Below are 23008 nucleotides of genomic sequence, written 5' to 3' on the forward strand. Positions count from 1 at the left end.
CTCTCCTGCCGATCCTAGTCTGAGCTGCGGTCAACACGCAAAAAGGATGACGACCATGACCATGCATATCACCGGAACGCGCGAAGATTGGTTGAAGGCCCGGCTCGACCTGCTGCAAGCCGAGAAGGAACTCACTCGCCGCAGCGACGAGCTGGCGGAGCGCCGTCAGGCCATGCCATGGGTGCGCGTCGACAAGGCCTATCGCTTTGACACCGAAGACGGGCCGGCGACGCTGCCCGACCTGTTCAAGGGCCGCTCGCAGCTGCTCGTCTATCACTTCATGTTCGGCCCCGACTTCCAGGCCGGCTGCCCATCCTGCTCGATGATTGCCGACGGCTTCAACGGCTTCCAGGTCCATCTCGCCAATCACGACGTGATGCTGTGGGCGGTGTCACGCGCGCCGCTGGCGAAGCTGAAGGCCTACAAGGCGCGGATGGGATGGTCCTTCCCATGGGCGTCATCGGCGAGCAGCGACTTCAATTTCGACTTCAACGTCGCGATCACCGAGGAGCAGCAGCGCCAGGGCGGCAGCGAGTACAATTATCGCACCAGTCCTCCGCTCGGGACATCGGACGTGCCGGCGATGGTGGCGGAGATTGCCGCGGGCGCCGGGACCGACGGCGCCACGTTCATGCGCGATCGTCCGGGCATGAGCGCCTTCGTCCTCGAGGATGGGGACGTCTATCACACCTATTCGAGCTATGCCCGCGGCCTCGACGGCCTGTGGGGTGCCTATCAATGGCTCGACCGTGCGCCCAAGGGACGCAACGAGCAGGGCGTCTGGTGGCGCCGCCGCGACGAATACGGCAAGCGCTGACGACGGAGCGGAGCCATGGCGTTCTTCCCGATCAGGATGCGCGCGATGCCCGGCATCGCCACTGGTCTCCGCTACGCGGCGGCGCCGACCTTCGCGCTGATGGCGGTGCTGAACGCCATGGCCCGTGACGGCCGTTCAGACGTGATCTGCTCGGCCATGCCGGCGGGCGCACCGCTCGGCGACATGACCGTGATGTACCTCCTGATGAGCGCGTTTCATCTGGTGCCGTGGTTGAGGCGCATGGGGCGGGGCATCACGGGTGCGCGGTCCGACGACGTTCGCGTGCGGCAGCCTAGGAGTTAATTGTCGAGCAGCTTTGCTCGCGGAGAGAGACCCCTCACCCGAGCGGGCCTGCAGAGGGGCCGGCGATGCCCTCTCCCACAAGGGGCGAGGGCACTGTACCGCGCAGTCTTGCCGTGGCGATTTTGGAAGGATACAGCTCGCGATTTCAAGTCAGTACGGTGCCCGTTACTGCGCCTTCTCCCCTTGTGGGAGAGGGCATGTAGGACAGCGCGACAATCTCACTCGGGTGAGGGGCATGTCTCTGCATCCATCACCGAAAATTGAGAGCGTTCAGCCGAACCAACGCATAGCCGACGAAGAGAGCTCACGCCTCCGCCGCGACCTTCAGCGCCTCGGCGCGGATCTCCTCGACCAGCCGCTCCTTGAGCGCGACGAACTCCGGCGAGGTCTTGATCTTGTAGGAGCGGGGATGCGGCAGCTCGATCTTGATGTCGGCCTTGATGCGGCCCGGGCGGGCGCTCATCACCAGCACGCGGCTGCCAAGGAAGATCGCCTCCTCGATATCGTGGGTGACGAACAGCACCGTCTTCTGGTCGCGCTCCCAGATGCCGAGCAGCATCTCCTGCATCAGCACGCGGGTCTGGTTGTCGAGCGCGCCGAACGGCTCGTCGAGCAGCAGGATTTTGGGATCATTGGCGAGCGCCCGCGCGATCGCGCAGCGCTGCTGCATGCCGCCGGAGAGCTGCTTGGGCCAATGGTTCTCGAAACCCTTCAGGCCGATCTGCTGGATGAAGCGGTCGGCGACGGCGTTGCGCTTGTCCTCAGGCACGCCGCGCTCGCGCAGGCCGAAGGCGATGTTCTCACGCACGGTGAGCCAGGGAAACAGCGTGTAGGACTGGAACACCATGCCGCGGTCAGCGCCGGGTCCGGTCACCTCGCGGCCGTCGAGCAGCACCTTGCCGCTCGTCGGATGATCGAGCCCGGCGACGATGCGCAGCAGGGTCGACTTGCCGCAGCCGGAGGGGCCGAGGATGGTGACGAAATCGTTGTTGCCGATGGTGAGCGCGACCGGCTCCAGCGCGCGCGTCGGCGCGTGGCCCTGGCGGGCCGGGAACGTGCGTGAGACCTTGTCGATGACGAGCGTGGTCATGCGAGCTTCCACGGGAACAGCCAGGCGTTGAATGCCTTGAACAGGAAATCCGAGATCAGCCCGATCAGGCCGATGATGATGATGCCGAAGATGATCTGTCCGGTGTTGAGCAGCGCCTGGCTGTCGGTGATCATGTGGCCGATGCCGGAGGACGAGCCGATCAGTTCGGCGACGATGACATAGGTCCAGGCCCAGCCGAGCACGAGCCGCAGGATCTCGGCAATCTCAGGCGCAGCCGACGGCAGCAGCACGCGCGCGATGATGCCGCGATCGCCGGCGCCGAGCGTGTAGGCGGCTTCGACGAGGTCGCGCCGTGTGTTGCCGACGGTGACGGTGATCATCAGGATGATCTGGAACACCGAGCCGATGAAGATGATCAGCAGCTTCTGCAACTCGCCGATGCCGGCCCACAGGATCAGGAGCGGGATGAAAGCGGAGGCGGGCAGATAACGCGCGAACGAGACGAACGGCTCGAGGAACGCCTCGATCGGCTTGTAGGCACCCATCAGGAGGCCGAGCGGAACGGCGATGATGGCCGCGAGCACGAAACCGCCGACGACGCGCCAGACGGTCATGCCGATGTCGGTGAGGAAGCCGAACTTGACCAGCAGGTCCCAGCCCTCGCGCAGCATGGTCAAGGGATCTGCCAGGAACGTCTTCGGCACATAGCCGCCAACCGTCGCCAGCGACCACGCCGCGACGAACACGACGAAGAAGGCAAGGCCGAGCGCGGTTCTCGATCTGGCGCTGACGGGTTCGAGAGGTCGGATCACGGATCGGGCTTTCGTGTTGGGTGCGGCTCGCGAGGGGGTGGGCCGCTCATGTTGAGTTGGCTTCGGAATACGCTGCTCAATATCGGGCAGGATGCCTCAACACCGTCATTGCGAGGAGCGAAGCGACGAAGCAATCCAGAGTCTCACGCTGGGCCCTGGATTGCTTCGCTTCGCTCGCAATGACGGATCGTGCGGGGCACGCTTCAGCGCCTACTTGATGAAGCTCGCATCATACAGATCCTCGATCTTCGGGATCTGCTTGATGATGCCGACCTCGAGCAGGAGCTCGGCCGCGTCCTTGTTGAAGGTCTTGAACTCCGTTTCAAAGAACTTCTGGCTCGCGGCCTTGTCCTGCCAGCGCAGATACTTCGCGGAGTTGCCGAACTGCTCAGCCGTCTGCTTCACGTCGGCACCCATGATCTCATAGGCCTTGGCCTGGTCCTTGGCGATCATGTCCAACGCCTCGAAATAGCTGTCGGCGAGCGCCTTGGCGGCCTTCGGATTCTCGGACAGGAACTTCGGTGTGCAGCCGAAGGTGTCCATCACCATCGGATAATCCAGGGTGGTGGCGATGATCTTGCCCTTGTCAGGGGCAGCTCGGACGGTCGACAGATACGGCTCGTAGGTCATCGCCGCATCGTTCTGGCCGGAGACGAAGGCCTGCGCAGCGGCGGCCGGCTCCAGGTTCACGATGGTGACGTCCTTCACCGTGAGGCCGTTCTTCTTGAGCATCCAGGCCAGCCCGAAATAGGGCGAGGTGCCGGGCGCGGATGCTGCGACGGTCTTGCCCTTGAGGTCCTTGATGGAGGCGATGTCGTTGCGCACGGCCATGCCGTCGGCGCCGTAGCTCTTGTCGAGCTGGAAGATCTGCTTGGTGGCGACGCCGTTGGCGTTCCAGGAGATCCAGGTCTCGACCGTGGTCGCCGCGCACTGCACGTCTCCAGCGGCGATGGCGAGGTGGCGATCCTTCTGCGGGATCTTCTTGATGGTGACGTCGAGGCCGTTCTTCTTGAAGATGCCGGCTTCCTTCGCCAAGGTCAGCGGCGCAAAACCGGTCCAGCCGGAAATGCCGATACCGACCTTGACGTCGTCGGCATAGGCGGTCGTCGAGGCCAGGAGCGCGGCAGTTACTGCGAGTAGCCCAAATCTGCGCATCGTCATCGTCCTTTGCTGTGAGAAGAAAGCCCTTCGTGCGGCTCGCAGCCGTGATGGCTGCGATCTCCGCTCATCTCTGCAAGCGTGCTTGCAAATCCCATGCTCAGTTCGGGCGCGGGTGAGCTGTCTCATTCGCTGCCCCTGAACCGCGCCACGAGGCGATGCTGCTCGCCGGGATAGATCAGCCTGACAGCCGTGAGCGGCTGCCCCTTGCGCCAGGTGTGGCGCTCGATCACGAGGCAGGGTGCGCCGACCGCGATGTCGAGGCCTTCGGCGATTGCGTCGTCGGCGACGATGGCGCTGATCGCGTGCTCCGCCTCGGTCCAGGGCACGTGATGCAGCAGCCAGGAGCCCGGTGGATCGATCTTGAAATTGGCCTTCGCGGCATCGGGTACGGCGTCGAGATCGATCAGCCGGTCCTCGATCGCGAACGGGACGTTGTCGGCGCTGTGCCGGCAGCGGATCGCGATGACCTTGCACGGTGTCTTGACGCCGAGGCGCTCACGATCGGCGGCGTTGGCGGTGCGGCGCGTCGATGAGATCAGTTCATAGCCATAGGCGCGGCCGAGCGCGCTGATCTCGGCGCGGATGTCCGGGATCTTCAGCACCGCCGACAGGAACTGCGGACGCCGCACGAACGTTCCGGCACGGCGACGCCGCTCGATCAGGTCGGCCTGGGCGAGCTCCGATAGTGCCTTGTTCACGGTCATGCGTGAGCAGCCGTAATGCTCCATGATCTCGTGCTCGAACGGGATGCGGTGGCCGGGCGGCCATTCGCCGGTGAGGATGCGGCGCTCGATGTCCTGCCGGATCGTCTTGTAGAGCGTGCCGGCTCCCGGCTTGGCGCTGTCATCGGCGAGGCTCATGCGAGCAGCCTCCGCACCGCCGTGTTAAAGCCGCGCCTTGCCGCCTCGCGCGACCGATGATGGCCTCCCTGCACGACCTTGGCGCCGCCGGCCCAGACACAATCGATGGCGCCGTGCGACGTCGCGAAGATCCAGCCGTCGAGCAGCGCATCGCGCGTTCGCCCTGCGAGCGACGGATGCGACAGATCGAGCGTGAGGATGTCGGCGCGGCCGCCGACCTGCAGGCCGGCGAGCGGTTGCGCCAGCGCCTGTGCGCCGCCAGCAAGAGCGGCATCCAAGAGCGTGCGGCCTGTCGACGCATCCGGACCTGACGTCAGCACGTTGCGCTCACGATGCGTCAGCCGCTGGCCGTATTCGAGCTGGCGCAACTCGTCGCTCACGCCGACCAGCACGTTCGAGTCGGTCCCGACGCCGATGCGCCCACGCGCGCGCAGATAGTCGCGCGCCGGGAAGATGCCGTCGCCGAGGCTGGCTTCGGTGACCGGACAAAGGCCGGCCGTCGCGCCGCTCCTCGCAAGCGCCGCGGTTTCGTCCGCCGTCATATGCGTCGCGTGGATCAGGCACCAGCGGTCATCGACGTCGTGGTGATCGAGCAGCCATTGCACCGGGCGCTGGCCGGACCAGGCGAGGCAGTCCTCGACCTCCTTCACCTGTTCGGCGGCGTGAATGTGGATCGGGCCACCCTCGGCGAGCGGCAGCAGCGCGGCCAGTTCATCCGGCGCGACCGCCCGCAGGCTGTGTGGCGCGATGCCGAGATTGGCGCCATGAAGCGAGCTGATCGCCTTGCGGGAGGCCGTCAGCAGTTTGGCGAACTGATCGATATCGCAGATGAAGCGCCGCTGGCCGTCATGCGGCGCCGCGCCGCCAAAGCCGCCATGCGCGTAGAAGCTCGGTAGCAGGGTCAGGCCGATGCCGGATGTCTGGGCCGCCGCGGCGATGCGCCCCGCCATCTCGGAGACATCGGCGTAAGGCGTACCGTCGCGATCGTGGTGCAGATAATGGAATTCACCGACCCGCGTGAAGCCGCGCTCCAGCATCTCGACATAGAGCAGGACCGCGACCGCCTCGACATCCTCGGGGCGCATCGACAGGGCGAAACGGTACATCGTCTCGCGCCAGGTCCAGAACGTATCCGTCGAGTGGCCGCTGATCTCGGCAAGCCCGGCCATGCCGCGCTGGAACGCGTGGCTGTGCAGGCTGGCGATGCCGGGGATCGCGACCTCATGTTGCTCGTCGTCGGAGGTCGGAGGCACGCCGGCGGATACCGACTCGATTGCGCCATTGCTGATGACGACCTGCACGTCCTCGGCCCACCCCCTGGGCAGAAGCGCGGATGCGAAGTGCAGTGACGCCATGATCGATAAGCCCGCTGGACAGGACGGCGGAGCTAAGTTTATGTATAGACATATCGCCCGTCAAGCTTTCGTGAAGGGGGAGGCAGCATGGCCCAGCGTTTCGACCGGATCTGGCAGAATGCGCGGCTCGCGACCTTGTGCGAGGGGCAGCCGGGCCTCGGCGTGATCGAGCAGGGCGTGATCGCTGCGCGCGATGGCCGCATCGCCTTTGCCGGTCCGCAATCGGAGTTTCCGGCAGATGGAGATGCGCCCGAGCGCATCGATTGCGAGGGACGCTGGATCACGCCGGGTCTCGTCGACTGCCACACCCATCTTGTCTTTGGAGGCGACCGTGCGCACGAGTTCGAGCTGCGGCTCGCCGGCGCGAGCTATGAGGAGATCGCGCGTGCCGGCGGTGGCATCGTGTCCACCGTCGCGGCGACGCGCGCCGCCAGCGAACAGGAATTGATCGCCCGCGCGCTGCCGCGGCTCGATGCGCTACTCGCCGAAGGCGTCACGACGATCGAGATCAAATCCGGCTATGGCCTGGAGGCCGCGACAGAGCTGCGACAATTGTCCGCAGCCCGCGCGCTCGGCAGCCAGCGGCCGGTCAGCGTGCGCACCAGCTTTCTCGGCGCGCATGCGTTGCCGGTCGAAGCCGGTGGCGACAAGGACCGCTACATCGACCTCGTCTGCAACGAGATGCTGCCGGCGGTTGCCAGGTCAGGCCTCGCCGATGCGGTCGACGCGTTCATGGAAAATATCGCTTTCTCCGCTGCGCAGACATCGCGCGTGTTCGCGGCGGCCAAGGCGCTCGGCCTGCGGGTCAAGCTGCATGCCGATCAGTTGTCGAACCTCGGCGGCGCCGCGCTCGCGGCCGAGTTCGGCGCGCTGTCCGCCGATCATCTCGAGCATACCGACGAAGCGGGTGCTGTTGCGATGGCGCGGAGCGGCACGGTGGCGGTGCTCCTGCCTGGCGCGTTCTACTTCATCCGCGAGACGCAGAAGCCGCCGGTCGAGCTGTTTCGCAAGCACGGCGTAAAGCTCGCGCTGGCGACCGACTGCAATCCGGGCTCGTCGCCGCTGACCTCGTTGCTGCTGACCATGAACATGGCGGCGACCTTGTTCCGGATGAAGGTCGATGAATGCATCGCCGGCGTCACGCGCGAAGGCGCCCGGGCCTTGGGCTTGCTGGCCGAGACCGGCACGCTGGAGGCCGGCAAGTGGTGCGATCTTGCGATCTGGGACATCGGCCGTCCCGCGGAGTTGGTCTACCGCATGGGCTTCAACCCGCTGCACCGGCGCGTGTGGAGGGGCCAATGAGCACGATCGTCGCAGAGCCCGGCCACGTCAGCCTCGATGATCTCGTGCGCGTCTACGCAGGCGCGTTGCTCACGCTGGATCCGGCGTATTGGCCGCGTTTCGAAGCGGCAGCAGGGATTGTGGCGAAGGCGGCGCAGGGCGCCGAGCCGGTCTATGGCATCAACACCGGCTTCGGAAAGCTGGCTTCCAAGCGCATCCCGCCTGACCAGATGGCCCAGCTCCAGCGCAATCTCATTCTCTCGCATTGCTGCGGCGTCGGCCCCGCGACGCCTGAGCCGGTGGTGCGGCTGATGATGGCGTTGAAGATCATCTCGCTCGGCCGCGGCGCCTCTGGCGTGCGCTGTGAGATCATCGAACAGTTGCAGGCGATGCTGGCGCGCGGCGTATCGCCCTTTGTGCCGCAGCAGGGCTCGGTCGGCGCCTCCGGCGATCTCGCGCCGCTCGCGCATATGACCGCCGTCATGATCGGCGAAGGCCAGGCCTTCGTCGACGGCCGGCTCGTGCCGGGCCGCGAGGCGCTGGCGCGCGCCGGCCTCACGCCGGTTACGCTCGGGCCGAAGGAAGGGCTGGCGCTGATCAACGGCACGCAGTTCTCGACGGCCTATGCGCTCGCCGGTCTGTTCCGCGCGCATGATCTGCTCAACGCTGCCCTGGTGACGGGCGCACTGTCGGTCGATGCGGCGATGGCTTCGACGGCGCCGTTCCGGCCCGAAATTCAGGCGCTGCGCGGTCATCCCGGCCAGATCGCAGCCGGCCGCGTGCTCACCGAACTGCTCGACGGCAGCGCCATCCGGCTGTCGCATCTGGAAGGGGACGAGCGCGTGCAGGATCCGTATTGCCTGCGATGCCAGCCGCAGGTCGCCGGCGCGGCACTCGATCTGCTGACACAGGCCGCGCGCACGCTGGTCACCGAGGCCAATGCCGTCACCGACAATCCGCTGGTGCTGGCCGACACCGGCGAGATCATCTCCGGTGGCAATTTTCACGCCGAGCCGGTGGCGTTTGCCGCCGACCAGATCGCGCTGGCATTGTCCGAGCTCGGCGCGATCAGCGAGCGGCGCATCGCGACGCTGGTCGATCCCGCGCTGAACTTCGGCCTGCCGCCGTTCCTGACGCCGGAGCCGGGCCTGAACTCCGGCTTCATGATCGCCGAGGTGACGGCCGCGGCGCTGTTCGCCGAAAACAAGCAGCGCGCGCTGCCGTGCTCGATCGACTCGACGCCGACCAGCGCCAACCAGGAAGACCACGTCTCGATGGCTGCACATGCGGCGCGCCGGTTGTACGACATGGCCGACAATCTCGCTGCTATCATCGGCATCGAGCTGCTCGTCGCCGCCCAAGGCATCGAGCTGCGAGCGCCGCACGGCACCAGCGCGGCGCTGTCTGCTGTCATTGCCGCGCTTCGCGCGCATGTGCCGGCGCTGGTGCACGACCGCTACATGGCCGACGATCTCGCCAATGCGGCCGCGCTCGTCGGTGGCGGTGTGCTGGCCACGGTTGCAACGCATGCACTCGGACGCGATCCGTTTCCCAAGCTTGGATGAGAGGGACCCATGAACCGACGCCTGGACAACGAACGGGTGATCCGCGCTCCCCGTGGCAGCGACATCAGCGCCAAGAGCTGGCTCACCGAAGCGCCCTTGCGCATGCTGATGAACAATCTCGATCCTGATGTGGCGGAGAAGCCGAGCGAACTGATCGTCTATGGCGGCATCGGCCGCGCCGCGCGCGACTGGGACAGCTTTGATCGCATCGTCGCCTCCTTGCGCAAGCTCGAGGCGGACCAGACGCTGGTCGTGCAGTCGGGCAAGCCGGTCGGCATCTTCCGCACCCATCCGGATGCGCCGCGCGTCTTGATCGCCAACTCCAACATCGTGCCGCATTGGGCGACGCTCGATCACTTCAATGCGCTCGATAGAATGGGCCTGATGATGTACGGCCAGATGACGGCCGGCTCCTGGATCTATATCGGCAGCCAGGGCATCGTGCAGGGCACCTACGAGACATTCGTCGAAGTCGGCCGCCGTCACTACAACGGTGATCTCTCCGGCAAGTGGATTCTGACCGCGGGCCTCGGCGGCATGGGCGGCGCGCAGCCGCTTGCGGCGACCATGGCCGGCGCCTCGATGCTCGCCGTCGAATGCCAGCCGAGCCGCATCGAGATGCGGCTGCGCACCGGCTATCTCGATCGCCAGGCCACGACGCTAGACGAGGCGCTGGCGCTGATGGCCGACGCCGCGACGACCAAGAAGGCGGTGTCGGTCGGCCTGCTCGGCAATGCCGCCGAGATATTCCCCGAGCTCGTGCGTCGTGGCGTGCGGCCGGATATCGTCACCGACCAGACCAGCGCGCATGATCCGATCAACGGCTATCTGCCGAAGGGCTGGACTCTCGCAGAGTGGGAAGCCAAGCGTGCTTCGGAGCCGAAGGCGGTCGAGCAGGCGTCGAAGACGTCGATGGTCGGCCACGTCCAGGCGATGCTCGACTTCCACGCCATGGGCATTCCGACGCTCGACTATGGCAACAACATCCGCCAGATGGCAAAGGACATGGGCCTCGCGAATGCCTTCGATTTTCCGGGCTTCGTGCCGGCGTATATCCGTCCGTTGTTCTGCCGCGGCATCGGCCCGTTCCGCTGGGCGGCGCTGTCGGGCGATCCGGAGGACATCTACAAGACCGACGCCAAGGTGAAGGAGCTGTTGCCGGACAACAAGCACCTGCACAACTGGCTCGACATGGCGAGGCAGCGCATCAAGTTCCAGGGCCTGCCGGCGCGGATCTGCTGGGTCGGGCTCGGCGATCGCCATCGCCTTGGGCTTGCCTTCAACGAGATGGTCGCCCGCGGCGAATTGAAGGCGCCGATCGTGATCGGCCGTGACCATCTCGATTCCGGCTCGGTGGCGAGCCCGAACCGCGAGACCGAGGCGATGAAGGATGGCTCGGACGCAGTGTCCGACTGGCCGCTGCTCAACGCACTGCTCAATTGTGCGAGCGGCGCCACCTGGGTGTCGTTGCATCATGGCGGCGGCGTCGGCATCGGCTATTCGCAGCATGCCGGCATGGTGATCGTCGCCGACGGCACGGCGGACGCTGCGCGGCGGCTGGAACGCGTGCTGTGGAACGACCCGGCGACCGGCGTGATGCGCCACGCCGATGCCGGCTATGAGGACGCCATCGCCTGCGCCGAGGCCAATGGTCTCGATCTGCCGAGCCTCGTCCGTTAAGCGCTGATGGGTTGAAGAGCGGCCCCTGATTGTGGTCTCATGCTGGCAACGCGGCGGGAACGCGTCGCGGCGCAGGGGACGCTCATGGGAATCGCCTTTCCGTTCTCGGCCATCGTCGGCCAGGACGAGATGAAGCTGGCGCTGATGATCGCTGCCGTTGATCCCAAGGTCGGCGGCGTGCTGGCCTTTGGCGATCGCGGCGCCGGAAAATCAACCGCGGTGCGCGCGCTCGCCGCGCTCTTGCCGCCGATGAGCGCCGTGATCGGCTGTCCCTATCAATGCGATCCGGCCGACGTCGCCGCGCAATGCGCCGCGTGTCGCGCGCGCTCCAAGCCAAGCGGCAAGACAAAGAAGCCGGCGGCGTTGAAGGCGCACCAGGTGCCGGTTCCGGTCATCGACCTGCCGCTCGGCGCCACCGAGGACCGCGTCGTCGGCGCGCTCGATCTCGAGCGTGCGCTGGCTCATGGCGAGAAATCATTCGAGCCGGGGCTGCTCGCTCGCGCCAATCGCGGCTTTCTCTATATCGACGAGGTCAATCTGCTGGAGGATCATCTCGTCGATCTCCTGCTCGACGTCGCCGCGTCAGGCGAGAACGTGGTCGAGCGCGACGGTCTCAGCATCCGCCATCCCGCCCGCATCGTGCTGGTCGGCACCGGCAATCCGGAGGAGGGCGAGTTGCGGCCGCAATTGCTCGATCGCTTTGGCCTATCCGTCGAGGTCAAGACGCCCAATGATCTGCCGACGCGCATCGAGGTGGTCAAGCGGCGCGATGCCTTCGAGACCGATCCCACCGCCTTCGTTGCACATTGGGAGAAGGAGGAGGCGAAGCAGCGCAAGCGTATCCTCGCGGGCCGTGAGCACATCGGAGCGGTCAAGGTCGCCGATCGTGAGCTCGAGCAGGCCGCACGCCTCTGCATGGCGCTCGGCACCGATGGCCTGCGTGGCGAACTCACCTTGATGCGGGCGGCGCGCGCGGTAGCGGCGCTGGAGGGCGCAAAGGCGGTCGATGACCGCCATCTGAAGACGGTCGCGCCGATGGCGTTGCGGCACCGTCTCAGGCGCAATCCGCTCGACGATTCCGGCTCGTCGGTGCGGGTCGAGCGCGCGCTCGACGAGCTGTTCGCGCCGTGAGCGATGGCGCCGCGATCTGGGCCGATGCGATGATCGCGGCCGCTCTGGCCGCGATCGACCCGTCCGCGTCGGTGCTGCTGCGTGCGGGCGCAGGTCCGGTGCGCGAGCAGTGGCTGGAGCTGTTGCACGAGCTGATGCCGCCGTCGACACCCTTGCGCAAGCTGCCGCCGTCGATCTCGGACGATCGCCTGCTTGGCGGCCTCGATCTCGCCGCGACGTTGCAGGCGGGGCGGCCGGTGCTGCAACGTGGGCTGCTCGCCGATGCCGATGGCGGCGGGCTGATCGCCGTGATGGCCGAGCGCATGTCGCGGTCGACGGTCACACATCTCTGTGTTGCCGTCGACACCGGGGCTATCAGCATCGAGCGCGATGGCATGTCGCTGCGCGCACCGGCTCGGCTCGGACTGATTGCGCTCGACGAGGGCATCGGTGATGAGCGCGTGTCGCCTGCCTTGGCCGACCGCCTGGCCTGCCATCTCGATCTCAGCAAAGTTGCGCGCGTCGATCTCGGCGAGAGCCTGTTCAAATCGTCGGACATCGCAGCAGCGCGTGCGCGGCTGCCGCAGGTCCGTTCGTCGGACGACGCGATCGCGGCGCTGACGATGACGGCCTGCGCGCTCGGCATCGACTCGCTGCGCGCGCCGCTGCTCGCCTGTCGCGTCGCGCGCATCGCAGCGGCCCTTGATGGTGAGGTCGAAGTCGCCGAAGCGCACATCGCCTGCGCCGCGCGGCTGGTGCTGGCGCCGCGCGCCACCCGGCTGCCCGCAGCGGATGACGAGACTGAGAACAGCGAGGCGCCGGAGCCCGAGAATGAGTCGGCCGAGAGTGAGGACGACGACCGCAGCGAGGACGGTTCGCTCGAGGATCGCGTGGTCGAAGCGGCGCAGGCGGCCATTCCAGTCGACCTGCTGAAGCGGCTGCAAGAGGAACGCGCGACCCGCGTCCGCAGCAGCAGCGTCAGCAAGCAGGGCACCGCTCAGAAGGTGCCGAAGCGCGGCCGTCCGATTGGCGCGCGTCGTGGTGAATGGCGCGCCGGCGCGCGGCTCAATGTGCTCGAGACCTTGCGCGCGGCAGCGCCGTGGCAGCCGCTGCGGCGGCGGACGCAACATTCCGGCAAGAGTGGCCGGCTGATCGTGCACAAGGACGACATTCGGATCACCCGCTTCAAGCAGCGCTCGGGCACCACGACCATCTTCGTCGTCGATGCTTCCGGCTCCTCGGCCTTGCAGCGGCTTGCGGAAGTGAAGGGCGCCGTCGAGCTGCTGCTGGCCGAATGCTACATTCGCCGCGACGAGGTCGCGCTGATCGCGTTCCGCGTCAGGGGCGCCGAGCTGCTGCTGCCGCCGACGCGCTCGCTGACGCGCGCCAAGCGCAGCCTCGCGGCGCTGCCCGGCGGCGGCGGCACGCCGCTGTCGGCGGCGATCTTCGCCGCAACCGAGCTCGCGCTCGCCGTGAAGGCCAAGGGCCAGACGCCGACGATCGTTTTGATGACCGACGGCCGGGCGAATGTCGCGCGCGATGGCGGCGGCCGCAGCGAGGCCGAGGCGGAGGCGCTGGTGGCCGCACGGCAGCTCGCGTTGACCGGCATTCCGGTCGTGCTGGTCGATTCCTCGCCGCGCCCGCAGGACAAGGCCGCGCAGCTCGCCGGTGCGATGCAGGCGCGTTACGTCGCGCTGCCTCATGCCGATGCCGTACGGTTGTCGCAGGCCGTTATGGCGCAAGCCGGCCGCGGCTGATGGCGGTGGAACCCCCGGCGTCAAGCTGCGTTCCCAACGGCGACTGACAAGAGGATCGGTCATCGCTATGCTCACCCACTCGTATGGCAGCGCTTGCCTGCCGTCGCCCGATATCGTCACACAGGAGCACGCCATGCAGGTCGCCTCGACTACACAGAGTGATCATGCGGCTGACACGCGCGCTGTGACGATGCCGCCGCCGCTTGCAGCGCCAAGCTTCGAACTCGCCAATCCGCGTACGGGCCGCATCACCTGCTATGGCGACGGCCCCGCCACCCCGGCGGAGCAGCGGCCGCTGCTCTTGATTCACAGCGTCAACGCCGCGGCGACGGCCTACGAGATGAAGCCGCTGTTCGAGCACTACCGCCAGACGCGTCCGGTCTATGCGCTCGACCTGCCGGGCTTCGGCCTGTCGGACCGCGCCGACCGCATCTATACGCCGCGCATCATGACCGATGCGATTCTGCTCGCCACGAACGAAATTCGCCGCCGTCATGGCGACGTCGCGATCGACGCCATCGCGTTGTCGCTCGGCTGCGAGTTCGCCGCGCGCGCCGGCACCGAGGCGCCGAACCTGTTTCGCACCTTGGCGCTGCTCAGCCCGACCGGCTTCGATCGCCGCGCCGAGGCCGCGGCCGAGTCGGCGGGCACCAAGGACACGACCCGCGCCATGCCGTGGCTCCGCAACATCCTCAACGTCCCGCTGTGGAAGCACGGCTTCTTCACCCTGCTGACCTCGCGCGCCAGCATTCGTTTTTTCCTGCAGAAGACCTTCGGCCGCAAGGACATCGACGAGGGCCTGCTGGAGTATGACTACATCACGACCCATCAGCCCGGCGCCGAGAACGCGCCGTATTCCTTCGTCTCCGGCTATCTGTTCAGCACCAATGCCCTGAAGCTCTACCAGGCACTGGCGATGCCGGTCTGGATGGTGCATGGCGTGCGCGGCGATTTCGTCGACTATCACGGCAAGCACGCCGTCGAGGCTCTGCCCAACTGGCAGATCGAGGTGATGCAGACCGGCGCGATGCCGCATTTCGAACAGCTTGATAAAGTCGTCGCCAGCTACGATGATTTCCTGACGCGCGCGGCCGATCGTTGACGATGCCGGCGGCGTCCAACCGCGTGGGCCGGCATGAGCGACAAGCCGAACTGGAGCGTCGACGGCAGCGACTGGCCCAACCGCGCAGCCAGCCGCTTCGTCGAGGCCGCGGGCCTGCGCTGGCATGTTCAGATCATGGGCGAGGGGCCCGTTGCGCTGCTCGCCCATGGCACGGGAGCCGCGACCCATTCCTGGCGCGATCTCGCGCCGCTGCTCGCCAGGCACTTCACCGTCGTCGCGCCGGATCTCTCCGGCCACGGCTTCACCTCCACGCCGCATGGGCGGCGGCTGTCGCTCGACGGCATGTCGCGCGATCTCGCTGGCCTCTGCGAGAAGCTTGCGATCGCGCCTGAAATCGCGATCGGCCATTCCGCGGGCGCGGCGATCCTGACGCGCATGACGCTCGACAATCTCATCAGGCCGAAGCTGATCGTCAGCCTCAATGGCGCCTATCTGCCGTTCGGCGGCGCGGCCGCGCAGTTCCTGTCGCCGCTCGCCAAGATGATGGCGCTCAATCCGCTGGTGCCGCGGCTGTTCGCCTGGCGGGGCCGCGATCCGGCGGCGGTGCATCGGCTGCTGAAGGGCACTGGCTCGACGATCGACGCGACAGGCGAGCGGCTGTATCGGCGGCTGGTCGGCAGCCCCGGCCATGTCGGCGCCGCGCTCGAGATGATGGCGAACTGGGACCTGCATCCGCTTGGGCGCGAGCTGCCGCGGTTGAAGACCGCGCTGCTTCTGGTCGCGGCCGCGAATGACCGCGCCATCCCGCCAGACGTCGCGCGTCGCGTCCAGCGATTGGTGCCCCAGGCGCAGCTCGAACTCATTCATGGCCTTGGTCATTTGGCCCATGAGGAGCAGCCGGCCAGGATCGTGGGCCTGATCGTCAACGCCGCCGAGCGCGCGGGCGTCCTTGCAGCGCAGCAGGAAGCGTCCAGTTAAATTGACATTTTTGGCTGGCGAAAGCGTCAATTTCAATTTACGCTTTCGCCCATGCTCGACGTCTCCACCATCAAGGCCACTGTCCCGGCTGTGCTCGGAGACCGGCCGCATGCGGTCGTGATCGGCTCCGGCTTCGGCGGCCTCGCCGCAGCGGTCCGGCTCGGTGCGCGCGGTTATCGCGTCACGGTCTACGAGCAACTCGATGCGCCCGGCGGCCGCGCCTATGTGCATCGCCAGGACGGCTTCACCTTCGATGCCGGCCCGACCATCGTCACCGCGCCGTTCCTGTTCGAGGAGCTGTGGCAGCTGTGCGGTCGGAAGATGTCCGACGACGTCACGCTCAAGCCTATCTCCCCATTCTATCGCATCCGCTTCGACGACGGCACCGTGTTCGACTGCTCGGGCGACCCGGCCGAGATGCGCGCCGAGGTGGCGCGCCTGGCACCCGGCGACGTCGATGGCTACGAGCGCTTCATGAAGGCGAGCGAGGCGATCTTCAGAAAGGGTTTTGAGGAGCTTGGCGACGTGCCGTTCCTGTCGTTCATGGACATGGCAAAGATCGCGCCGGCGATGATCAAGCTGCAGAGCTTTCGCTCGGTCTATGGCCTCATCTCGCACTACGTCCGCGACGAGCGGCTGCGCGTGATCTTGAGCTTCCATCCGCTGCTGATCGGCGGCAACCCGTTTACGACCACGTCGATCTATTGCCTGATCGCCTATCTCGAACGGCGCTGGGGCGTGCACTTTGCGATGGGCGGCACCGGCGCGCTGGTGACAGGGCTCGTCAGCCTGATCGAGGGGCAGGGCGGCCAGGTGCGCTGCTCGGCGCCCGTGGCCGAGATCACCACGAAGAACGGTGTTGCGACCGGCGTGCGGCTCGCATCCGGTGAGACGACTGCCGCCGATGTCGTCGTCTCCAACGGCTGCGCGGCCTGGACCTACAGGCATCTGCTGCCGAGCGTGCCGCGCCGGCGCTGGACCGATGCGCGCATCGACCGTGCGCGCTACTCGATGAGCCTGTTCGTCTGGTATTTCGGCACGAAGCGCCGCTATGATGACGTTCAGCATCACACCATCCTGCTCGGCCCGCGCTATCGCGGCCTGCTCGACGACATCTTCCGCCGCAAGGTGCTGGCGGATGATTTCAGCCTCTATCTGCATCGCCCCTCCGCGACCGATCCGTCGCTGGCGCCCGATGGCTGCGATGCTTTCTACGTGCTGTCGCCGGTACCGCATCAGCAGAGCGGCATCGACTGGTCGGCGACGGCCGAGCCGTTCCGCCAGCGGATCGAGGCCGCTCTGAGCGACACGCTGCTGCCGGACCTTGCCGGCCAGCTCGTTACGTCGCGGCTGCTGACGCCGGATGATTTCGAGCATCGCCTGTCGTCCTATCGCGGCGCGGCGTTCGGGCTCGAGCCGGTGCTGATGCAGAGCGCCTGGTTCCGGCCGCACAACAAGAGCGAAGAGGTCGAGCGGCTCTATCTGGTCGGCGCGGGCACCCATCCCGGCGCCGGCCTGCCGGGCGTGCTGTCCTCGGCGCGTGTGCTCGATGATCTCGTGCCCGCGCCGCATGAGCTGGAGCGCCGATGAGCTGGCAAACGGACATTGCGATCTGTCGGCGGATGTTGCGGGGCGGATCGAAGACGTTCTTTGCCGCCTCGAAAGTGCTGCCTCGCGCGGTCGGCGATGCCGCCGTCGCGCTCTACGCGTTCTGCCGCGAGGCCGATGATGCGATCGACGGGCCCGGCCGACGCGTCGACGCCGTCGAGCTGCTGCACGAACGGCTCGACCGGATCTATCATGGCACGCCGGACGACAGTCCCGTCGATCGCGCGCTGGCCGGCGTCGTGGCGCAGTTCACGATTCCGCGCGCGCTGCCGGAGGCGCTGCTCGAAGGCCTCGCCTGGGATGCGCAGGGCCGCCGCTATGAGACCCTGAGCGACGTGCTCGCCTATGCCGTGCGCGTCGCCGGCACGGTCGGCGTGATGATGTCGCTGCTGATGAACCGGCGTGAGTCCGAGACGATCGGGCGCGCCTGCGATCTCGGCATCGCCATGCAGCTCACCAACATTGCGCGCGACGTCGGCGAGGACGCCCGCGCCGGCCGGCTCTATCTGCCGCGGCAATGGCTGCGCGAGGCGGGTCTCGATATCGAGACCTGGCGTGCCGCGCCGTTCTTCGACGACCGCATCGGGCGGGTCACCGCGCGACTGCTCGCGGTCGCCGACGTGTTCTATGCCCGCGCTGCTGCGGGCATCGCCGATCTGCCGTGGACCTGCCGGCCCGGCATCCACGCGGCGCGGCTGATCTATGCCGAGATCGGCCGCGAGGTCGCACGTGCCGAATTCGATTCGCTGTCGCGGCGCGCATTCGTCTCGATGCCGCGCAAGCTGCAGCTTCTCGGCAAGGCGGCGGTGATGTCGCTGCTGCAGGAGCAGCCGTCGCTGGCGCCGCCGCGGCCGGAGGCGCGTATTTTGATCGAGGCGGTCGTCGCGGCGGATGCGCAGCGCTCGCACGCGATCGCGCCGCCGCGCCGGACTGTTCACGATCGCGCGCTGTGGGTGCTCGACCTGTTCGAGCGCCTGGAGCGACGCGATCAGTTGCTGCGCTCGGGGCGGATGTCGTAGCGAGGCGAGGTCGTCGCCATCACGTATAAGACGACTCGCGTACGACGGTACGACCGCGTTGGCGCGACCAGTGTGGCTCGGCTGCGATGCCATGACACGCGAAGTCATGAGCTGGACACCAGGTGAGACGCGATGAGTGACGCGCCATGAGCGAGATGGGCGGCCTGCTCGAATTCGTCGTCGTCACCATGTGTGTGCTCGGCTGGCTCGTGCTCGAATGGCAAGGCCGCCGCCTCGACCGCCAGCGCGCCGAGCGCGAGGCCAGGGAGCGCGAAGCGGAGAAGCGGTAGGGTGGGGGAGGCGGATTCACGTCTCAAACAGCGATCGACATGGCTTCGCGTTCTCGCGGCAGAGGTTGCCCGAGGTCTGCGATGATCTTGTCCCTCGCAAACAGTGCAGAGGGCGCAGGGAATGCCGGGTGAAGGCCTCACCCATGGCCCGCCTGCAGAAAAAATGCAGGCGGCAGGTACCACAGGCAAAGCCGATTCAACCGGCATTCCCTGCGCGACGGTCTTCACGCTTATACGCAGTCTCCCTGGTGCGCCGGGCTTGTTGGCCACCATCACCACGCGGCACATGAGCGCCATCGCGGCTTGATACCAGCGTCGGGGTATCAGGACGCTGCGACTTCACGTCCGCAAGACATCGTTCGTCGGCACCCTCGTCGAAGAGAATGCTGCGATCTCTCGCGGCCATCGCATCCCCACCTCGCGTGTCGTGACGATCGCGCGCTACGCCCCTCTGCGGTGAGGCGGGATGCGCGTAGACAATCATAATTTCAGATAAATAGCAATAGATTTATCATTATCGGAATTTGTCTCGCCGCATTCCGCCGTCGTTCCGCGACCATTGCAGGTCCGCTGCGCTCGCCAGCGACTGCAGCCAACGTCGCCCCTGTCCCATCCTCACCACCGCGGCATCCGGAACGGCAGCATGGCCTGGACGATCGGCATCTGGAAGCGGTCGAGCGACAGGCTCTCATGCATCACCTCGACATCCTCGCCGTGCAGACGGGCGGCGAGATGGGAGCGCGCGTAAAACGGGGCGTCCTCCAGTGTGTTCACGACGCGCACCGGTGCGTCGGCGTCGGCGCGGGCGCTGCGGTCGACGCGCCACAGCGTCTTGCGCAATGGCGCCTCCGTGAGCGGCGTGATCGATTCCAAACGGCCCGCGGGGTCGACGTGCAGCGCGAGCGACGTATTGGCGCCGTCGCGTGCGACCGTGTCATACGAGATCACGGTGCCGGTGCGCGTCGCCGCGCGCGACCATTGCCAGCTCTGGAAGTCGCGCTCCAGCGGCGCGTCGCCATGGTTGGTGTCGAAATAGCCGTCGCCGCGCCAGCGCAGATCCGGATGATCGAAATCGACCGACACGCGGCAGCATGGCGCGATCGGCTGCCAGCGATGGCGTCCCTCGGCATCGAGCGTGAACGCGATCTCGGTCAGCACCGTCGGCACGACGCGGACGCGACCGCGCAGTGGCAGCGGCCAGGGCACGCTGACCTCGCTGATCTCGATAGTGAGTTCGCGGCCGTTCCAGGCGAGGCTGCTCGGACCGAGCCTGAGGCTCGCAGGCTCACGCGTGATCGCGCCGCGTCCGCGCTCGGTCATGGCCCAGCGCCGCGCGCGCGCGCCATAGAGCGCAACGTTGAGCGCACAGTGATTTTCGGGATCAGCCGCTCCCCGCCGCCGCGACCACGCGTAGTACGGCGAGAACACGCTGCCGACGAAGGCAATGAGCGTAATGCCGAAGCGGCCGTCATCGCTCAGCGCGTCGACATACCACCACGCATAGCCGTGCTCCGGGACAAGGCGGTCGAAGCGAGGTCCGCGATCGCCCGTGCAGCGGCCATCCGGCCCGACAGCGCCGCCATCGGCACGCCCGGTCCCGGATGCGCGCTGCCCCCCGCCACGTAGAGCCCCGGCAGCTTCGTCGGCGCGCCCGGCCGCTGGAACGATGCCATCCAGCCGTGCGAGCTGCGGCCGTACAGCGCGCCCCCCGTGCCCGGAAACATCCGGTTGAAGTCCGTCGGCGTCGTCACGCGGGTCAATTCCGGCGTCGTCGCGATGCTGAGGCCGCAGCGCTGCAACAGGTCGAAGGTCTGGCGGGCACATTGGCTGATCTCCGAGGGAGCAAAGCTGTGATGGTCACCGGTGGCGGGGGCGTTGATCAGCACGAACAGCGGCTCGCTCGTCCCAGCCTTGCGCGGCTGGCCGTCGCGCGCCTGCGCGCAGACATAGACGGTCGGCTCCTGCGGCATCGTGCGACGGTCGATCAACTGCTCGAACTCGGCGCGGGAGTCGCGCGAGAAGAACACGTTGTGACGCAACAGCGGAAAGCCGTCGGCGCGCGCCATGCAGCTCCAGGTCATCGCCGAGAGCGAGCGCGCCGATTCCGGGATGGCGGGGAGGGCTCGCGCCGCCTCGGGTCCGAACAGGCCCTGCGCCAATGCCGCGACATCGGCGGTGGCGATGACGGCGTCGGCGGCGATCTGCTCGCCATTGGCGAGCCGCACGCCCGCAGCGCGGCCGGCGTTCGTCGCGATGCCCGCGACCTCGGCGTCATAGCGGATGGTGACGCCGCGGCGCCGCGCCAGCGCCGCGAGGCACGCGGCGAGCTCGTGCATGCCGCCGTCGATCAGCCAGACGCCGGACTGCTCGACATGGGCGACCAGCATCAGCGTCGCCGGCGCATGGAACGGCGACGAGCCGCAATAGGTCGCGTAGCGGCCGAACAATTGCTGCAGGCGGGCATCGCGGAAATAGCCGCCGAGCGCCTTCCACAGCGTCTGGAATGGGCGGATCGCGGTGAGGTCGCGAAAGCCGGCGGTGCGCAGGAGATGCGTCATGCTCGGCGCCGGCGTGCGGATGAACGGATCGCGCAGGACCTCGAAGATGCGGCGGGCATCGCGGCAGAACGCGCGATAGCCCTCGGCCTCGCTGCGTCCGGCGAAATGACCGATGGCGTCGGCCGATTGCTCCTCGTCGGCGAACAGATCGAGCGTGCGGCGATCGGTCCAGGCGTGACGAGCGAGAACGTCGAGCGGCGTCAGGGTGAGATGATCGTCGAGTGCGGTGCCGATCTCGGCAAATAGCTCGTCGAACACCCAGCGCATCGTGAACACGGTGGGACCGGAGTCGATGCTGACAGGTCCGATCGCGATCTGGCGCATCTTGCCGCCGGGCGCGGGCGCGCGCTCCAGCACCGTCGCCTCGGCGCCGCGCGCGGCGAGCGTGAGCGCAGCGGCCAGCCCGGCGATGCCGGCGCCGACCACGATCAGGCGGGGATCGGCCATTTCCTCGCACCCCCCGTCCGCAGGACCTGACACGGGAAATGTCTAGCATGATTTACATTATGGGTGTAAGCTGTAATTTACATAAGCGAGGGCCGGGTGGACCTCGCGATAGGGGAGGCGGACATGGACGTGGTGGCCCGGATCGAGAAATCCCTCGTCGCAGCGGTCGCTTTGGCCGACCGGCCCGGATGTCCGCCACGGCTGTCGGCGGCGATGCAGGCCGCAGTGTTCCCCAAGGGCGCGCGGGTCCGGCCCCGGCTCTGTCATGCCGTGGCCGCAGCCTGTGGCGACGACGAGCCCGCGGCGACCGACGCCGCCGGGTCGGCGATCGAGCTGTTGCACTGCGCCTCGCTGGTGCATGACGATCTGCCGTGCTTCGACAACGCGGCGCTGCGACGCGGGCGGCCCTCGGTGCATGCCGCGTTCGGCGAGCCGCTCGCGGTGCTCGCGGGCGACGCGCTGATCGTGCTCGCGTTCCAGACGCTGGCCAAGTCGCGCTGCTCGCCGCTGCGGCTGGCGCAGCTGATCGCGACCATCGGCGATGCCGTCGGCGTGCCGCATGGCATCTCGGCTGGGCAAGCCTGGGAATGCGAGCCGCAGATCGATCTGTCGCGCTATCACCGCTCCAAGACTGGCGCGCTGTTTGCGGCGGCCACCGTGTCGGGTGCCGCTGCGGCAGGGCATGAGAATCCGGAAGCGTGGCGCACGCTCGGCGAGACCATTGGCGAGGCCTATCAGGTCGCCGACGACATTCGCGATGCCGCCAGTGATGAAGAGGAGGCGGGCAAGCCCGTCGGCCAGGACGCCGCGCATGGGCGGCCCAACGCCGTGCTGATCTATGGGCTCACCGGCGCCGTCAGCTATCTGCACGACCTCGTCGCCGACGGTATCCGCACCATGCCGCCCTGCGCCCACGCGCACGAGCTGCGTTTGCTGATGGAGCAGGAAGCCAAGCGCCTCGTGCCGCGCCGCCTGGCGGCGTCGGCGGCGTGATTGTTCGGCCGCATGGGATGGCGACGGTCTCACCACACGAGCGTTGCTCACCCTCCCCTGGAGGGGGAGGGTCGAAGCGCGCGAAGCGCGCGGCGGGGTGGGGTGACAGCCCATCCGCGCGCGCAGTGCCGGTGATACCCCGCAGGCTTAGGCAGGCGCAGCGAAGGGCATCGGGACTCATAAGCACCAATTTCCGAGCCCACCCCACCCCGCCGCGCGCTTCGCGCGCGGCGACCCTCCCCCTCCAGGGGAGGGTGGGCACCTGCGTGTGTCGAGCCATTCGGACCAATCAACTGCGTC

General features: G+C 67.3%; 20 protein-coding genes. 13 read left to right on the plus strand and 7 right to left on the minus strand.

Annotation, left to right across the window (positions count from 1 at the left end; translation table 11 throughout):
* Positions 1-55: 55 nt before the first annotated feature.
* On the plus strand, positions 56-817 hold the full coding sequence (locus tag QX094_RS19060) for a DUF899 domain-containing protein (protein ID WP_315714278.1): 762 nt from the start codon (positions 56-58) through the stop codon (positions 815-817).
* A 15-nt stretch (positions 818-832) separates the two neighbouring features.
* Positions 833-1120: a hypothetical protein gene (locus QX094_RS19065; RefSeq protein WP_315714280.1), complete on the plus strand. Its 288-nt coding sequence runs from the start codon at positions 833-835 to the stop codon at positions 1118-1120.
* A 304-nt stretch (positions 1121-1424) separates the two neighbouring features.
* Here QX094_RS19065 and QX094_RS19070 read toward each other — a convergent pair whose 3' ends face one another.
* The 5 genes from QX094_RS19070 to QX094_RS19090 all read right to left on the minus strand — a co-directional run bounded on the left by QX094_RS19070 (position 1425) and on the right by QX094_RS19090 (position 6359).
* Positions 1425-2210, minus strand: a complete 786-nt coding sequence (locus QX094_RS19070) for an ABC transporter ATP-binding protein (RefSeq protein ID WP_315714281.1) — start codon at positions 2208-2210, stop codon at positions 1425-1427.
* Complete coding sequence (locus QX094_RS19075) at positions 2207-2980, minus strand: ABC transporter permease (RefSeq protein WP_315714394.1); 774 nt, start codon at positions 2978-2980, stop codon at positions 2207-2209. The genes QX094_RS19070 and QX094_RS19075 overlap by 4 nt, the downstream gene beginning before the upstream one ends.
* A 213-nt stretch (positions 2981-3193) precedes the next feature.
* Complete coding sequence (locus tag QX094_RS19080) at positions 3194-4138, minus strand: ABC transporter substrate-binding protein (protein ID WP_315714283.1); 945 nt, start codon at positions 4136-4138, stop codon at positions 3194-3196.
* 128 nt (positions 4139-4266) lie between these two features.
* The gene (gene hutC / locus QX094_RS19085) at positions 4267-5004 is read right to left on the minus strand and encodes a histidine utilization repressor (protein ID WP_315714284.1); all 738 of its coding nucleotides are present in this window, start codon (positions 5002-5004) and stop codon (positions 4267-4269) included.
* Positions 5001-6359, minus strand: coding sequence for a formimidoylglutamate deiminase (locus QX094_RS19090; RefSeq protein WP_315714285.1), 1359 nt, complete (start codon positions 6357-6359; stop codon positions 5001-5003). The genes hutC and QX094_RS19090 overlap by 4 nt, the downstream gene beginning before the upstream one ends.
* 87 nt (positions 6360-6446) lie before the next feature.
* Between QX094_RS19090 and hutI the strand changes: the two genes are divergently transcribed.
* The 10 genes from hutI (at position 6447) to QX094_RS19140 (ending at position 18710) form a co-directional block, all read left to right on the plus strand.
* Positions 6447-7661, plus strand: a complete 1215-nt coding sequence (gene hutI, locus QX094_RS19095; RefSeq protein ID WP_315714286.1) for an imidazolonepropionase — start codon at positions 6447-6449, stop codon at positions 7659-7661.
* Complete coding sequence (gene hutH / locus QX094_RS19100; RefSeq protein WP_316188088.1) at positions 7658-9205, plus strand: histidine ammonia-lyase; 1548 nt, start codon at positions 7658-7660, stop codon at positions 9203-9205. The genes hutI and hutH overlap by 4 nt, the downstream gene beginning before the upstream one ends.
* A gap of 9 nt (positions 9206-9214) precedes the next feature.
* The gene (gene hutU / locus QX094_RS19105; RefSeq protein WP_315750160.1) at positions 9215-10885 is read left to right on the plus strand and encodes a urocanate hydratase; all 1671 of its coding nucleotides are present in this window, start codon (positions 9215-9217) and stop codon (positions 10883-10885) included.
* An 84-nt stretch (positions 10886-10969) separates the two neighbouring features.
* Positions 10970-12016, plus strand: a complete 1047-nt coding sequence (bchI, locus tag QX094_RS19110) for a magnesium chelatase ATPase subunit I (RefSeq protein WP_315714289.1) — start codon at positions 10970-10972, stop codon at positions 12014-12016.
* The gene (locus QX094_RS19115; protein ID WP_315750161.1) at positions 12013-13752 is read left to right on the plus strand and encodes a magnesium chelatase subunit D; all 1740 of its coding nucleotides are present in this window, start codon (positions 12013-12015) and stop codon (positions 13750-13752) included. Before bchI ends, QX094_RS19115 begins: the two co-directional genes overlap by 4 nt.
* 133 nt (positions 13753-13885) lie before the next feature.
* Positions 13886-14854 (plus strand): alpha/beta hydrolase, encoded by a 969-nt coding sequence (locus QX094_RS19120; RefSeq protein ID WP_315750162.1) that lies wholly within the window; start codon positions 13886-13888, stop codon positions 14852-14854.
* A gap of 33 nt (positions 14855-14887) precedes the next feature.
* The gene (bchO, locus tag QX094_RS19125; protein ID WP_316188089.1) at positions 14888-15793 is read left to right on the plus strand and encodes an alpha/beta fold hydrolase BchO; all 906 of its coding nucleotides are present in this window, start codon (positions 14888-14890) and stop codon (positions 15791-15793) included.
* Positions 15794-15844: 51 nt separating this feature from the next.
* On the plus strand, positions 15845-17383 hold the full coding sequence (locus tag QX094_RS19130) for a phytoene desaturase (protein WP_315750164.1): 1539 nt from the start codon (positions 15845-15847) through the stop codon (positions 17381-17383).
* Complete coding sequence (locus QX094_RS19135) at positions 17380-18420, plus strand: phytoene/squalene synthase family protein (RefSeq protein WP_315750165.1); 1041 nt, start codon at positions 17380-17382, stop codon at positions 18418-18420. The genes QX094_RS19130 and QX094_RS19135 overlap by 4 nt, the downstream gene beginning before the upstream one ends.
* Before the next feature lie 146 nt (positions 18421-18566).
* On the plus strand, positions 18567-18710 hold the full coding sequence (locus tag QX094_RS19140; protein WP_315714295.1) for a hypothetical protein: 144 nt from the start codon (positions 18567-18569) through the stop codon (positions 18708-18710).
* A gap of 615 nt (positions 18711-19325) precedes the next feature.
* Here QX094_RS19140 and QX094_RS19145 read toward each other — a convergent pair.
* Together QX094_RS19145 and crtD are read right to left on the minus strand one after the other, a co-directional pair.
* The gene (locus QX094_RS19145; protein WP_315750166.1) at positions 19326-20030 is read right to left on the minus strand and encodes a hydratase; all 705 of its coding nucleotides are present in this window, start codon (positions 20028-20030) and stop codon (positions 19326-19328) included.
* A gap of 155 nt (positions 20031-20185) precedes the next feature.
* On the minus strand, positions 20186-21715 hold the full coding sequence (crtD, locus tag QX094_RS19150) for a 1-hydroxycarotenoid 3,4-desaturase CrtD (protein WP_315750167.1): 1530 nt from the start codon (positions 21713-21715) through the stop codon (positions 20186-20188).
* Positions 21716-21838: 123 nt separating this feature from the next.
* Here crtD and QX094_RS19155 point away from each other — a divergent pair, with 123 nt between their 5' ends.
* On the plus strand, positions 21839-22708 hold the full coding sequence (locus QX094_RS19155) for a polyprenyl synthetase family protein (protein ID WP_315714298.1): 870 nt from the start codon (positions 21839-21841) through the stop codon (positions 22706-22708).
* Positions 22709-23008: the final 300 nt, after the last annotated feature.

Origin of the sequence: Bradyrhizobium sp. SZCCHNS1050, from assembly GCF_032484785.1 — a bacterium.
Lineage (GTDB): Bacteria > Pseudomonadota > Alphaproteobacteria > Rhizobiales > Xanthobacteraceae > Bradyrhizobium.